Here is a 14186-nt window from a genome sequence, read left to right on the forward strand (position 1 = left end):
TAGGGGAGGCGTAGCGAAAGCGAGTCTTAATAGGGCGTCTAGTCGCTGGGAATAGACCCGAAACCGGGCGATCTATCCATGGGCAGGTTGAAGGTTAGGTAACACTGACTGGAGGACCGAACCGACTACCGTTGAAAAGTTAGCGGATGACCTGTGGATCGGAGTGAAAGGCTAATCAAGCTCGGAGATAGCTGGTTCTCCTCGAAAGCTATTTAGGTAGCGCCTCATGTATCACTGTAGGGGGTAGAGCACTGTTTCGGCTAGGGGGTCATCCCGACTTACCAAACCGATGCAAACTCCGAATACCTACAAGTGCCGAGCATGGGAGACACACGGCGGGTGCTAACGTCCGTCGTGAAAAGGGAAACAACCCAGACCGTCAGCTAAGGTCCCAAAGTTATGGTTAAGTGGGAAACGATGTGGGAAGGCTTAGACAGCTAGGAGGTTGGCTTAGAAGCAGCCACCCTTTAAAGAAAGCGTAATAGCTCACTAGTCGAGTCGGCCTGCGCGGAAGATGTAACGGGGCTCAAACCATACACCGAAGCTACGGGTATCACGCAAGTGATGCGGTAGAGGAGCGTTCTGTAAGCCTGTGAAGGTGAGTTGAGAAGCTTGCTGGAGGTATCAGAAGTGCGAATGCTGACATGAGTAACGACAATGGGTGTGAAAAACACCCACGCCGAAAGACCAAGGTTTCCTGCGCAACGTTAATCGACGCAGGGTTAGTCGGTCCCTAAGGCGAGGCTGAAAAGCGTAGTCGATGGAAAACAGGTTAATATTCCTGTACTTCTGGTTATTGCGATGGAGGGACGGAGAAGGCTAGGCCAGCTTGGCGTTGGTTGTCCAAGTTTAAGGTGGTAGGCTGAGATCTTAGGTAAATCCGGGATCTTAAGGCCGAGAGCTGATGACGAGTTACCCTTTGGGTGACGAAGTGGTTGATGCCATGCTTCCAAGAAAAGCTTCTAAGCTTCAGGTAACCAGGAACCGTACCCCAAACCGACACAGGTGGTTGGGTAGAGAATACCAAGGCGCTTGAGAGAACTCGGGTGAAGGAACTAGGCAAAATGGCACCGTAACTTCGGGAGAAGGTGCGCCGGTGAGGGTGAAGCACTTGCTGCGTAAGCCCACGCCGGTCGAAGATACCAGGCCGCTGCGACTGTTTATTAAAAACACAGCACTCTGCAAACACGAAAGTGGACGTATAGGGTGTGACGCCTGCCCGGTGCCGGAAGGTTAATTGATGGGGTTAGCTAACGCGAAGCTCTTGATCGAAGCCCCGGTAAACGGCGGCCGTAACTATAACGGTCCTAAGGTAGCGAAATTCCTTGTCGGGTAAGTTCCGACCTGCACGAATGGCGTAACGATGGCGGCGCTGTCTCCACCCGAGACTCAGTGAAATTGAAATCGCTGTGAAGATGCAGTGTATCCGCGGCTAGACGGAAAGACCCCGTGAACCTTTACTATAGCTTTGCACTGGACTTTGAATTTGCTTGTGTAGGATAGGTGGGAGGCTTTGAAGCGTGGACGCCAGTCTGCGTGGAGCCATCCTTGAAATACCACCCTGGCAACTTTGAGGTTCTAACTCAGGTCCGTTATCCGGATCGAGGACAGTGTATGGTGGGTAGTTTGACTGGGGCGGTCTCCTCCTAAAGAGTAACGGAGGAGTACGAAGGTGCGCTCAGACCGGTCGGAAATCGGTCGTAGAGTATAAAGGCAAAAGCGCGCTTGACTGCGAGACAGACACGTCGAGCAGGTACGAAAGTAGGTCTTAGTGATCCGGTGGTTCTGTATGGAAGGGCCATCGCTCAACGGATAAAAGGTACTCCGGGGATAACAGGCTGATACCGCCCAAGAGTTCATATCGACGGCGGTGTTTGGCACCTCGATGTCGGCTCATCACATCCTGGGGCTGAAGCCGGTCCCAAGGGTATGGCTGTTCGCCATTTAAAGTGGTACGCGAGCTGGGTTTAGAACGTCGTGAGACAGTTCGGTCCCTATCTGCCGTGGACGTTTGAGATTTGAGAGGGGCTGCTCCTAGTACGAGAGGACCGGAGTGGACGAACCTCTGGTGTTCCGGTTGTCACGCCAGTGGCATTGCCGGGTAGCTATGTTCGGAAAAGATAACCGCTGAAAGCATCTAAGCGGGAAACTTGCCTCAAGATGAGATCTCACTGGGACCTTGAGTCCCCTGAAGGGCCGTCGAAGACTACGACGTTGATAGGCAGGGTGTGTAAGCGCTGTGAGGCGTTGAGCTAACCTGTACTAATTGCCCGTGAGGCTTGACCATATAACACCCAAGCAATTTGCTGATCCTGCTCTGGAAACGGAGAAAGGCGCCAGATTGCGGTGTGTGAAGACGAGATGAACCGAAAGTTCGAGTCAAAACCCACAAACTATCGCATACCCATTCGCTGGAACGTGACCGCAAGGCACGCACTGGCTACCGAATTTCTTGACGACCATAGAGCATTGGAACCACCTGATCCCATCCCGAACTCAGAAGTGAAACGATGCATCGCCGATGGTAGTGTGGGGTTTCCCCATGTGAGAGTAGGTCATCGTCAAGATTAAATTCCGAAACCCCTATCTGCTGACGCAGGTAGGGGTTTTGTTTTTATCTGTAATAAAACCGGCCGAAGCTCGTGGTAAATTTGCGCAGTTATTTTCGAGCTGGAGCACTAGAATAGCCCCACCTTAGTTGAGCCAGAGCGCTATATGCCCGATCCGTCAGACATCGATAGGTTGTCAGATCTACCCTTGGACGGTCTGGTGGCGTGTCATGAATGCGACTTGTTGATGCGCAAGCCACAGCTGGCCCACGGCGAAAAAGCCGAATGCCCCCGCTGTGGATACGAACTTTATGCCCACCGACATAACGTGGTCGAACGTAGCCTCGCCCTGGTAGTTGCCGCTTTGCTGTTGTTTGTGCCGGCGAACTTTTTACCCATCATGCAGCTCAATCTGCTCGGACAGTCGTCCCAGGACACCGTCTGGAGTGGCGTGGTCGGGCTGTTCAATACCGGTATGCACGGTGTATCGGTGGTGGTGTTCCTGTGCAGCATGGGGATTCCGCTGCTCAAGTTGCTCTGTCAGCTGATTGTGCTGCTGACCATTCGCTGGAACGTCGGGCGAAGTTACGGCTTGTTGTTGTACCGCACTTACCATCACTTAAGGGATTGGGGGATGCTCGAGGTCTATTTCATGGGCGTGCTGGTTGCCATCGTCAAACTTGCCGACATGGCGGCTATTACCGTGGGCCTGGGCCTGGTGTGTTTTGTCAGCTTGTTGCTGGTTCAGGTCTGGCTGGAAGTGGTGATGTCACCGCATCAGATCTGGCAGGCGCTGTCAGGAGAGGATTCTCATGCGGGCGATTGATGCGGGCATTCTGATCTGCGTCGAATGTCACGAGTTGAATCGGCAGGATGCAGGCGCTGACAAACAGACCTGCTCCCGTTGTGGCGCACGCATCCATCCCCGTCGTCCGAACAGCCTCATGCGGACCTGGGCATTATTGATCACGGCCGCGATTCTCTATATTCCGGCCAATATGCTGCCGATCATGACCATCAATTCGCTGGGCCAGGGATCGCCCAGCACCATAATGGCCGGCGTCATCGAGCTGGTTCAGCACGGCATGATCCCTATTGCCGCGGTGGTGTTTGTTGCCAGTATCGTCGTGCCCACTTTCAAGCTGGTGGGGCTCGCCTTGTTGTTGTTTTCGGTGCAACGGCACCAGCCAATGTCCGCGCGTCAGCGCATCCTCATGTATCGCTTCATTGAGTTCATCGGCCGCTGGTCGATGCTGGACATTTTCGTAATCGCAATCCTGGTGGCGGTGGTCAATTTCGGGCGGCTTGCCAGTGTTGAAGCCGGTCTCGGTGCCATCGCCTTTGCCAGCGTAGTGATTTTGACAATGATTGCCGCAGTTACCTTCGATCCCCGACTGATTTGGGATAACACGGAGTCGGATGACGACCATGACTGATTTGCCTACTGCTAAAACCCGACCGGCTTCGAACTGGTCGGCCATCTGGGTCTTGCCGTTGATTGCCTTGATCATCGGCGGTTGGCTCGGCTGGCGGGCTTATAACGAGACCGGGATCGAGATCAGCGTACGTTTTGAAAGCGGTGAGGGCATTCAGGTCAACAAGACCGAGATCGTCTATAAAGGCATGACGGTGGGCAAGGTAAAGGACCTTACGCTTGATGACGAGGGCAGCTCGAAAGGCGTTATCGCGACCGTCGAAATGAACAAGGACGTCGAGCAATACCTCAAGACCGGCACACGTTTCTGGCTGGTCAAGCCGAGTGTGAGCCTGGCCGGGATCACCGGACTGGAGACGCTGGTATCAGGCAATTACGTGGCCATAAGCCCGGGGGAAGGCGAGTCGACACGCAAGTTCAAGGCCTTGGCCGAAGAGCCGCCGCTATCGGACGCCAAACCAGGTTTGCACCTGACGATCAAGGCTGAGCGCCTGGGTTCCCTGGACCGTGGCAGCCCGGTTTTCTACAAACAGATTCAAGTTGGCCAGGTGAAAAGTTATTCCCTGTCCGAAGATCAGCGCACAGTCGAGGTCAAAGTCTTCATCGAGCCGACCTACGCCAGCCTGGTTCGCAAACACACACGATTCTGGAACGCCAGTGGCATTAGCATCGATGCCAACCTATCGGGCGTCAAAGTACGCAGTGAATCACTGGCCAGTATCGTGGCCGGCGGTATCGCGTTCGCCACGCCGGAGAACCGCAAGGACAGCCCGCCCACGGACCCAAGCCTACCGTTTCGTCTGTACGAAGACTTCGATGCAGCCGCCGCCGGGATCCGGGTAAAGGTCAAGCTCAGCGATTTCGAAGGGTTACAGGCGGGGCGCACGCCGGTCATGTACAAAGGTATCCAGGTTGGTAGCCTGAAGACGTTGAAGGTCGACCCCGACTTGTCCAGCGCCAGCGCCGAGCTGACCCTTGATCCTTTGGCCGAGGACTACCTGGTGACCGGCACTCAGTTCTGGGTCGTCAAGCCATCGATTTCCCTTGCGGGTATCACTGGCCTCGAAGCGCTGGTCAAGGGTAACTACATCGCCGTGCGCCCGGGCGACAAGGGCGCGGCGCCGCAGCGCGAATTCGAAGCCAGGGCGAAGGCTCCGCCATTGGACCTGCGTTCCCCTGGCCTGCACCTGGTGCTGCTGACTGAGAATCTGGGATCGCTGGAAGTCGGCAGTCCGATTCTCTACAAGCAGGTCAAGGTCGGCTCGGTGCAGAGCTACCAATTCTCCCGCAAGAAAAAACAGTTGATCATCGGTGTGCACATCGAGAAGGAATACGAAGGGCTGGTGAACGGTTCGACGCGATTCTGGAACGCCAGCGGCGTCACCCTCACGGGCGGTCTGACTGGCGGAATACAGGTCAAGAGCGAGTCCCTGCAGAGCCTGATGGCCGGCGGGATCGCCTTCGAGACGCCGGAGCCGAATGTACCGTTGAAAAGACGCATCCCTCGGTTTCGCCTGCATGAAGACCGCGAAGCGGCACAGCAGAACGGCACGGTCGTGACGATCAAGGTCGATCGCGCCGACGGCTTGCGCAGCGGTACGCCGATCCGTTTCAAGGGGCTGGATGTGGGCAAGATCGAGAACGTCGATCTCAGCGCCGACATGCAGTCGGTGCTGGTCACCGCGCGTATCACCGAAGTGCCGGAGCGTATCGCCCGCGTCGGGACCCAGTTCTGGGTGGTCAAGCCAGAGCTGGGGTTGATGAAGACGTCGAACCTGGAAACCCTGGTGACCGGTCAATACATTGAAGTGCAGCCCGCTGTGAAAAGCCAGGGTCCACAGAAAAGCTTTGTTGCGTTGGCCGAACCACCCGAAAGCGCGGTTCCGGAGGCTGGTTTGAGCCTGGTATTGAGTGCGGCGCGCCGTGGTTCGTTGAAGATTGGCGTGCCGGTGACCTATCGCGAGGTGACGGTGGGTAAAGTCACGGGATATGAATTGGGCCAGACGGCGGACCGGGTGCTGGTCCATATCCTGATCGAGCCCAAGTATGCGCCGTTGGTGCGCAGTGGTACTCGCTTCTGGAACAGCAGCGGTTTTGGCCTGGACTTCGGCCTGTTCAAGGGCGCGACGGTGCGGACCGAGTCGTTGGAGACACTGATCCAGGGCGGTATCGCTTTTGCGACACCGGACGGCGAGCGGATGGGCAACCCGGCGCGACCGCAGCAGACGTTCCCGCTGTTCGACAAGTTTGAAGATGAGTGGCTGACCTGGGCGCCGAAGATCGCGCTCGGCAAGTGAGCTTATAGGATGTGACACCTGTGGCGAGGGAGCTTGCTCCCGCTGGGCCGGTCCGACGCTTCGGGCGTAGCGGCCCCAAAGCCTGCGACCGCTGCGCAGTCGAGCGGGAGCAAGCTCCCTCGCCACGGAGTATGCGATAACAAAAAAGGCCGCGATCCAATGGATCGCGGCCTTTTTCATACCCGGCTATTCACCTCAGACCGGATCCAGCTCCGGCTCATCGGCCTGGACGTTCACCGTGGCTTTCACCGCATCGTGACGACGGATGTACTTCCAGTCCGCCTCGTCGATGTAGATGCCGTTCGGGCCGCTGCCGCCTTCCAGGTCGATGGCGACACTGGCGCAGACCTGCGGCTTCACACTGGCGAGGATCGGCACGAAGCCCAGTTGCAAGCTGGTTTCCAGCAGCGCTGCCTGGTTCTTTTCGTCGATGTCCGCCGCTTCGTCCAGGTAATACGGCAGACGCACACGGCCGGCCTGTTCGCGGTCCATCAGGTGCAGCAACAAGTACATGTTGGTCAGCGCCTTGATGGTCATGGTGGTGCCGTTGGACGCCGCGCCGTCGATGTCGGTGTGGATCACCGGCTGACCGTTGACCTTGGTGATCTCGAACGCCAGTTCGAACAGGTCCTTGAGGCCGAGCTGGTTGTGGTTTGCCGCCACCAGCCGCGCCAGGTATTCCTTGGCTTCTTCGTTCTTGTTGTCCTGCTCGGCGCTCTGGCTCAGGTCGAACACCGACAGCGTCTCGCCTTCCTCGTACTGGCCGGCGCTGTGGATGATCTGGTCGATGTGCTTGAGCGCTTCCTTGTTCGGCGCCAGGACGATGCGGAAGCTTTGCAGGTTGGACACCTGGCGCTTGTTGATCTCGCGGTTGAACAGCGCCAACTGGTGTTCGAGGCTGTCGTAGTCGCTGCGGATGTTACGCAAGGTCCGGGCGATGTCGGTGACGGCCGCACGGCGCGCCTTGCCCAGGGTCAGGGCTTCGTCGGTGCGGTGGGCATAGGCGTTGATCAGCAGTTGCAGGCGGCGCTCCATGTCGTCTTCGCTGTCGAACTTGGCCACGCCCTTGAGGCGCACCTGGGCGTACAGCGCTTCGATCTGGCCATCGACCCGTAACAGGCCCTGCCAACTGTCCTGATAATCGTTGAGCAGCGGCAACAGGTTGTCCATGGAGTCGTCGACCGGGTCCATGAACGGTGTACCGAACGGCAGGTCCGCCGGCAGCAACTGACGACGGCGCAGGGCATCGTCGAGGGTGCGTTGCTTGGCTTCCATGTCGGCGATCTGCCGGCCCACCAGTTGCAACTTGGCGGACAATTGCTGGACCCGCTCGGTGAAGGCATCGCTGGAGCGCTTGAGTTCGTCCTGGGCGGCTTCCATCTGCGCCAGTTGCTCGAGTTTCTCGCCTTCCTCGGCGCTCAAGGTCTGGGTGCGACGGAAATCCTCCAGGGCTTTCTGCGCATCCAGCACCTGCTGGTACAGCGCTTCGGTCTGGGTCTTGCTCGCGGCACGGTCGGCGGCCACGGCTTGTTGGGTCTTGAGCTGCTTGAGCTCTTTTTCCAGACGCTCTTTCTGATCGCGCAGCGCGGCGCGGTCGGCAAGCGCTTGCAGGGCCGGCGGTTCGATGTGGGACAGGTCGATGGACAGGCCGGGCACTTCGAAGCGCTCGCCCCTGAAGCCGTCGAGAATCAGCTCCATGGATTTGACCCACTCGCCATTCTCGTCCAGCGCGATCCCGTGTTCGCCCAGCGGCAGGCTGAACAAAGCGCTGTTGAACAGGCGCATCAGGCGCTCGACGTCCTGCTGGGAGAATTCTTCGCGCAGGCGGGCGTAGCTGTTGTTGTCGGCGTGATCGAGTTGCTGCTTGACCGACTTCAGGCGTTTTTCCAGATCCCGCAGGCGCTCTTCCAGGTCTTCGGCGCTGAACTGCCGGGACTGAGCCAGAGCGCCGGCCAGTTCGTCGTGGGCGTCTTTGGCGGCGAGCAGTTGCTGCTCCAGGACCTTGACGTCGTCCACCAGGGCAAAGCGATGCTTGAGCACCGACAGTTCGCCGAGCCAGCGCTGGATGCCGCTGATTTCACGCTCCAGGCGCATCAGCTCCTGGGTGCCGCCGCGCTGGTCGTTCTGCAGCGAATCCTGCTCGTTGCGGTAGTGCTCGGCCTGGATGGTCAGCTCTTCCTTGCGCGCACTCGCATAGTCCGACCAGGTGCCCAGCAGCGAGTCGAGCAATGGCGACAGGCGATGCAGTTTGCCGCGCAGGATATCGCGCTGCTTCACGCCGTTGGCCAAGGCTTCCACCAACGGGCCGGCCGCCACCAGGGAGTTGTAGTCCTGTTCCATGCGTCGCACATCGCGGAAGGCTTCTTCGCACGCGGCTATGTAGTCCACGCTGCCGGAGCGCAGGCTGTGCTCGAAGGCATCGAGGAACAGTTGCTTGAGCTTGGCGGCGGTGATTTCGCGCATGTGCAGCAGGTTGATGAACAACGCGCGGAAGGTCTTGAGGCTTTGCTCGCTGGTGGAGCGCAGCGGGATCAGCGTCAGGTCCAGGGGGATCGAGGTGTGTCCGCCGACCAGCAGACGACGCAGTTCATCCGGCTTGAGTTCATAGGCCTTCAGGCCTTCGCGCTCCAGGTTGGTGAACAGCTCTTTCTGGCGCAGGCAAGTGTCATCTTTCTGATAGTGGGCCAGGTCCAGTTTGCCGGCGTAGGCAAAGAACTGATGGCCGAAACCGCCGCCAGGGCCGCGACCGACCACGCCAATCACGTGCGGGCCGTGGGGCAGGGCAACTTCCACGAGGATGTAGCTGGTGTCCGAGGCGAAGTAGAAACGCCGGGATTGCTCCAGGCTGTACTTGCCGAAGCTCATGTCCGACATGCGCGCCAGGATCGGGAACTGCAGGGCGTTGATCGAGGCGGATTTACCCAGGTTGTTCGCGCCGTAAACCGATAACGGTTCTTCCAGCGGGAACAGGCCGAGGCTATAGCCGGCGGTGTTCAAAAGGGCAAAGCGGCGGATGCCGTAGCGTTCCTTGCTCATGCGTCGGTCTCCTGTTCTTCGGCAATGGCGCGGGCCAGTGCGTCTTCTTCGCTTTCACCGTCGAATTCACTGAGGTCTAGCGGATCATCGGTCTGCAGCAGTTTTTCATCGCTGTCTTCGTCGATCAGCACCGGCGCCGGCAGCGGCAACACGCTGTGCAGGCTGGCGGCCAGGTCGCGGTCCTGCTGGACCGACAGGCAGACGTCGAGAAAACGATGCATCGGCGGCAGGAAGCGATACACGCCGTTTTCTTCGCTGGCAAAACCCAGCTGGGTCATGCGGCGCATGATTTTTTCTTCCAGCTCTTCCTGGGTCTGTACTTCGGCCTGGATGAACAGGTCGCGGTATTTTTCCAGCAACGACGGCAACTCATCGCGGCCGAGGCTGCCACCGTCGAGCACGGCAATCGGGTCGCGACCCTGATCGGCCAGGTGTTCGACCAGGATGAAGGTGAACAGGGCCAGGCGCTGGGCAGTCTTGTTCACCGCGGCGGCGGCCAGGTCGGGCACGAAGTAATAGAAGCCGCGGGTATCGCACACCAGTTCGAAGCCCAGGGCCTTGAACAGCGTGCGGTACTGGTCCTGGAAGTTCGACAGTTGCGCGTACAGCTCCGGGTCGCGGCGGCTGACGTGGTAACCCTTGAACAGCTCGCGAAAGATCGGCGCCAGCTGGGACAGTTCGGATAGATCAAGATGCATGGGGGATGCTCGCAGAATCCTCGGCGGCGGTGTCGCCGGCCGAGAGCAGGGCGAAGGAGCGCAGGCTGACCTGATGCTCGTGGGTGTGATAATCGCGGCGTTCCAGACGCTCGCGCTTGAATCGTTTTTCCCGCGACAGGCGCGAGAACCAGTACAGCAATTCGTCGGTGGCGCCGTCCGGTTCCTGCTCCAGCAGCCAGCTCATCAGGTCCGGCATCGGCAGGGCGTCTTCGCAACGCTCGACCATCTCGCGTACGGTGCGCGGCGCCCGTGGTGCCTCACCGCCCTTGTGGGTCTTGTGGGACTTGGGAAAGCGCGCCGGTTTGGGCTCGAAACGGGCCAGGGCATAGACATAGGCTTCGACCTGGCTGGCACTGCCCAAAAACGTACTTTGCGGCCGGGTGAACAGCGGCATGGCGGCTTGCGGCACGGCATCGATGCCCTTGCGGCGAATGGCCGCCAGGGCCAGCGCCGCGCCACGGGTCACGGCGTTATGCCGGCGGGCCTCTTCACGCAGCGGCAGGAGCAGTTCCCGGGCGTGGCGCAGGGTCAATTGGGCGCTGGTCTGCATTTCGAGGATGCGTGCGTGGGTACGCAGCAGCATGTCGTCGTCGACGAGGTGGCCGAGGCGCTGTTGTTCGGTGAGCATGCGCAACAGCACGTTCTCGACCTTGCGCACGCCTTGCTCGAAGGCGCCGTCGGCGTTCACCAGCTGGATCATCGGTTCGACGTATTCGTCCCAGGTCGCCAGTACTTCGGCGTAGCGCTGGCGCAGCGGAATTTGTCGATCGCTGGTCTTGGCCCGTTCGGCCACGGCCACCAGTGCCTGCTCATCGTTGGCGAGCTTCTTCAGGACGTCGCGCACGCGCATGTCCAGCAAGCGCAACTGGCGGGCCAGGTCGTTGCCGTCGCGCACCTCGAAAGCGTCCTGGATGTAACCGGCCAGGCGCTCGAGGTGGCGCAGGTAGGCTTCGATTTCCAGGCACAGGCCCAGGCGGTGTTCGCGGCGAAGGTAGGCGAGGAAGTCGTGGATCTGGGCGTTGAGCTCGAAACGGTTGGGGCTTTTCGCCACCGGCACGAGGATGTCCAGGCGGATCCATACGTCCAGCAGGTGGGTAATGTCCTGGGGCGTGCTGTCCAGTTGTTGGGCGGCCAGTTGTGAACGCAGTTCGTTGAGGCTCAGGGTGCCCTGGTCGAAGTGCTCGCACAAAGGTTCCAGCAATGCCCAGTGTTCAGCAAGGGCGCGCAAGACGCGCTTGGGTTCGATCATCGCAATGGCCGTCGGGTTGGCAATTAAAAGCGGCGATTGTACTGCATCGCGCCGGTTGCTATTCACCCCCGAGACGGACTGTCGTCGCGTATCGCTCAACTATCGGCTCAACAGGGAAGCGATCCGCGCCGAAGGGCGGTAGAATCCTCCCTACTTTCAGTTATCCACAAGTGGCCGACCCTTGCTTATCGAGTCCCGCCGCCGCGCCTATCTGACCGCCATGCAGGTGGTCAACTGGCTGCCGCGTACCGAATTGCCATTTGCCGCCCCGTCGCGGCCCGAGCTGCTGGAAGCGCCTGAGCCGATGGAGGTCGCGCCGCCCCAGGCCGCGCCCGTCGCCAAGACCGTTGCCGAACCGTTGGCGCCCGCTGTCGAACGGCCGAAAGTCGAAGTCCCGCGTCCGAGCCTGGCCTCGACCCGGACCAACGCCAAACCGGTGGAAGAGGTCGACGAAGCGCCGGCCCCGGTGAAGGTTGCACAGGTGCCGCCGCCACGTTTCGCCCTGCAACTGCTGCGAGCCGGGCGTTGCCTGCTGCTGGTGGAGTTACCCACCGGCGAACCCTTCCAGAGCCGCGATCCAGCCTATTTGCTGCTCAAGGACATGCTGCGTGCCGCCGGCCTGCCGGACAGCCCGCAAATCATCGGCGAGCCGGTGCGCTGGCCATTGTTGTCGCGCGGCACGATGGACCAGGGGCCGGAGGCGGCGCGGGATTTTGTGCAGGGATTTGTTTCGGCGCGCCTGGAAGATGAACCGTGCGTGTGTCTGTGGCTGATCGGCCTGCCGGCAGTGAGGTTCGCCGGCGAGGCGGATGCCGAAGCGTTCAACCGTGAATTGCAGGTCGAAGGCCTGGGCTCGGCCTGGGCGTTGCCTGGACTGGAATCGTTAATGGAAACGCCACGGCACAAGGCTGACGTCTGGCAAGCCATGCGCCGGCTGATGGCGCGCTGGAAAGAATCGAATGAGTGACGCTGTATCGTTCCGCCCGATGACCGAGGCGGACCTCGACGCTGTACTGAAGATCGAATACGCGGCCTACAGCCATCCCTGGACCCGCGGGATATTTCTCGACGGGCTGGGCAAATACCAGATCTGGTTGATGTTCGAAGGCCAGCAGCAAGTTGGCCATGGCGTGGTGCAGATCATCCTCGATGAAGCGCACCTGCTCAATATCACCGTCAAGCCGGAAAACCAGGGGCGCGGCCTGGGTTTGCGGCTCTTGGAACACTTGATGTCGATTGCCTACAAGGCGGAGGCACGCGAATGCTTCCTGGAAGTGCGCGACAGCAATCGCACGGCGTTCCGGTTGTATGAGCGTTACGGTTTCAACGAGATTGGCCGGCGGCGGGATTACTACCCGGCGGTGGGCGGGCGTGAAGATGCGGTGGTCATGGCCTGTACCTTGGTGGACTGAACTGCCACGACCCATGTGGGAGCGAGCTTGCTCGCGAAGACGGCGGTACATTCCACATATATGCAAACTGATCCGCCGCCATCGCGAGCAAGCTCGCTCCCACAGGGGACTGGCGGCGTACATCAAATCCTGGCCAGACACAGAACCCATGTGGGAGCGAGCCTGCTCGCGAAGACGGCAGTACATTCAGCATCAATGCAAGCTGACCCAGCGCTTTCGCGAGCAGGCTCGCTCCCACAAGGGACTGGCGAGTTTGTTCAGCGCTTGCCATCCAACGGGTCGATATCAGCCATTTCCGCTTCGTCCAGGCCGTCGCCGCCGCCGATATCATTTTCATCCACGACGCTCAGGTCCCAATCGGCCTGTTCACCTTCACCGGCCTCCAGGGCGTCCCTGGCGCCATCATCACGGATCAGGGTCTCGGGGCTCAGATCATCGTCGGTCGGCTGACGGTCATCCATCGAGGCCCCCGTCATGCCTGCTTCGCGCACACGTTCGTCCGGTATCAGTTGCTCGCGCTCGTTCTCCGGCAGCTCGTCGCCGATCCTGGCCTCGTATTCATCGTCATCGAATTCCAGCTCACGCATCGAGCCCATGCGGTCTTCGTTGTCGTCGATGGGTTCCGGTTGCACCGCATCGTAGGGACGTCGTGAATCATTCATGGCAATTCCTCATACTGTGGGCCTTACTATGAGTCGACCGGCTGCGGTGCCAGGAATTCCAACGCGCTGCCGACGTGACCTCGACCGGCGGTCGTCTGTCACAGTTGCGCACTCTCTATCGAGGCTGGACAGCATGAATGAATTACAAGATCTGATTGATAACAACGCGCGCTGGGCCGATGCGATCAAGCAGGAGGATCCTGACTTCTTCGCCAAGCTGGCTCGTCAGCAAACCCCCGAATACCTGTGGATCGGCTGCTCCGACGCGCGAGTGCCGGCCAACGAAATCGTCGGCATGTTGCCTGGTGATCTGTTTGTGCACCGTAACGTGGCCAACGTGGTGTTGCACACCGACCTGAACTGCCTTTCGGTGATCCAGTACGCGGTGGACGTGCTCAAGGTCAAGCACATCCTGGTCACCGGCCATTACGGCTGCGGCGGCGTGCGTGCCTCGATGCAGGACCGCCAGCTCGGCCTGATCGACGGCTGGCTGCGCTCGATTCGCGACTTGTACTACGAGCACCGCGAAGCGTTGGCCAAATTGCCGACCGAAGAGGAACGGGTCGACCGCCTGTGTGAACTCAACGTGATCCAGCAGGTGGCGAACGTCGGTCACACCAGCATCGTCCAGAATGCCTGGCACCGCGGGCAGAAACTGTCCATTCATGGTTGCATCTATGGGATCAAGGACGGGCGCTGGAAAAGCCTGGACACCACGATCAGCGGTTTCGAGCAGTTGCCACCGCAGTATCGCTTGCGTCCTGTAGACGCGCCCTGAGCGTAGACGTCAGTGATCAGCATCGTCGCTGATTGACGGCAGCGGCGCT

The 14186-nt window shown here is 59.6% G+C and carries 10 protein-coding genes and 2 rRNA genes (1 of these 12 only partly in view); 8 read left to right on the top strand and 4 right to left on the bottom strand.

From position 1 onward, the window contains the following. The 5 genes from J3P84_RS04835 to J3P84_RS04855 all read left to right on the top strand — a co-directional run. Window positions 1-2287 (top strand): 23S ribosomal RNA (locus J3P84_RS04835); it begins 605 nt to the left of the window's first position. A gap of 164 nt (window positions 2288-2451) precedes the next feature. Beyond that, window positions 2452-2567, top strand: a 5S ribosomal RNA gene (gene rrf, locus J3P84_RS04840). Between the two features lie 148 nt (window positions 2568-2715). Next, window positions 2716-3375, top strand: a complete 660-nt coding sequence (locus J3P84_RS04845) for a paraquat-inducible protein A (protein WP_434571812.1) — start codon at window positions 2716-2718, stop codon at window positions 3373-3375. Further along, a complete protein-coding gene (locus J3P84_RS04850; RefSeq protein WP_434571814.1) occupies window positions 3362-3985 on the top strand; it encodes a paraquat-inducible protein A in 624 nt (207 codons plus the stop codon). The genes J3P84_RS04845 and J3P84_RS04850 overlap by 14 nt, the downstream gene beginning before the upstream one ends. Beyond that, entirely contained in the window at window positions 3978-6281 is a 2304-nt protein-coding gene (locus J3P84_RS04855; protein ID WP_434628291.1) for an MlaD family protein, read from the top strand. The genes J3P84_RS04850 and J3P84_RS04855 overlap by 8 nt, the downstream gene beginning before the upstream one ends. 195 nt (window positions 6282-6476) lie before the next feature. Here the strand turns inward: J3P84_RS04855 and mksF are convergent, their stop codons facing one another. The 3 genes from mksF to mksB are packed head-to-tail and all read right to left on the bottom strand — an operon-like array spanning window position 6477 to window position 11285. After that, window positions 6477-9317, bottom strand: coding sequence for an Mks condensin complex protein MksF (gene mksF / locus J3P84_RS04860; protein ID WP_434628294.1), 2841 nt, complete (start codon window positions 9315-9317; stop codon window positions 6477-6479). Continuing rightward, window positions 9314-10015 carry an Mks condensin complex protein MksE gene (gene mksE, locus J3P84_RS04865; protein WP_434558641.1) on the bottom strand — a complete coding sequence of 234 codons (702 nt, stop codon included), beginning with the start codon at window positions 10013-10015 and terminating at the stop codon, window positions 9314-9316. Before mksE ends, mksF begins: the two co-directional genes overlap by 4 nt. Then, window positions 10005-11285: an Mks condensin complex protein MksB gene (gene mksB, locus J3P84_RS04870; RefSeq protein WP_305498806.1), complete on the bottom strand. Its 1281-nt coding sequence runs from the start codon at window positions 11283-11285 to the stop codon at window positions 10005-10007. Before mksB ends, mksE begins: the two co-directional genes overlap by 11 nt. 181 nt (window positions 11286-11466) lie before the next feature. On the opposite strand from mksB, the gene J3P84_RS04875 reads away from it, so the two are divergent. Both J3P84_RS04875 and rimI read left to right on the top strand, forming a co-directional pair. Beyond that, on the top strand, window positions 11467-12252 hold the full coding sequence (locus J3P84_RS04875; RefSeq protein WP_434628299.1) for an energy transducer TonB: 786 nt from the start codon (window positions 11467-11469) through the stop codon (window positions 12250-12252). Beyond that, window positions 12245-12697 carry a ribosomal protein S18-alanine N-acetyltransferase gene (gene rimI, locus J3P84_RS04880; RefSeq protein ID WP_003205585.1) on the top strand — a complete coding sequence of 151 codons (453 nt, stop codon included), beginning with the start codon at window positions 12245-12247 and terminating at the stop codon, window positions 12695-12697. The genes J3P84_RS04875 and rimI overlap by 8 nt, the downstream gene beginning before the upstream one ends. Window positions 12698-12954: 257 nt before the next feature. Here rimI and J3P84_RS04885 read toward each other — a convergent pair whose 3' ends face one another. Continuing rightward, complete coding sequence (locus J3P84_RS04885) at window positions 12955-13359, bottom strand: serine kinase/phosphatase (protein WP_434628302.1); 405 nt, start codon at window positions 13357-13359, stop codon at window positions 12955-12957. Between the two features lie 133 nt (window positions 13360-13492). Between J3P84_RS04885 and can the strand changes: the two genes are divergently transcribed. Further along, window positions 13493-14137: a carbonate dehydratase gene (gene can / locus J3P84_RS04890; RefSeq protein WP_305498811.1), complete on the top strand. Its 645-nt coding sequence runs from the start codon at window positions 13493-13495 to the stop codon at window positions 14135-14137. The last annotated feature ends 49 nt before the right edge of the window (window positions 14138-14186 follow it).

The sequence above is a fragment of the Pseudomonas sp. Z1-29 genome, from assembly GCF_051131995.1.
Taxonomy (GTDB): Bacteria; Pseudomonadota; Gammaproteobacteria; order Pseudomonadales; family Pseudomonadaceae; genus Aquipseudomonas.

Coding starts and splice junctions, on each gene's coding strand:
- mksB (WP_305498806.1), bottom strand. CDS start 11,285: ATGATCGAACCCAAGCGCGTCTTGCGCGCCCTTGCTGAACACTGGGCA.
- J3P84_RS04855 (WP_434628291.1), top strand. CDS start 3,978: ATGACTGATTTGCCTACTGCTAAAACCCGACCGGCTTCGAACTGGTCG.
- J3P84_RS04885 (WP_434628302.1), bottom strand. CDS start 13,359: ATGAATGATTCACGACGTCCCTACGATGCGGTGCAACCGGAACCCATC.
- can (WP_305498811.1), top strand. CDS start 13,493: ATGAATGAATTACAAGATCTGATTGATAACAACGCGCGCTGGGCCGAT.
- mksF (WP_434628294.1), bottom strand. CDS start 9,317: ATGAGCAAGGAACGCTACGGCATCCGCCGCTTTGCCCTTTTGAACACC.
- mksE (WP_434558641.1), bottom strand. CDS start 10,015: ATGCATCTTGATCTATCCGAACTGTCCCAGCTGGCGCCGATCTTTCGC.
- J3P84_RS04850 (WP_434571814.1), top strand. CDS start 3,362: ATGCGGGCGATTGATGCGGGCATTCTGATCTGCGTCGAATGTCACGAG.
- J3P84_RS04845 (WP_434571812.1), top strand. CDS start 2,716: ATGCCCGATCCGTCAGACATCGATAGGTTGTCAGATCTACCCTTGGAC.
- rimI (WP_003205585.1), top strand. CDS start 12,245: ATGAGTGACGCTGTATCGTTCCGCCCGATGACCGAGGCGGACCTCGAC.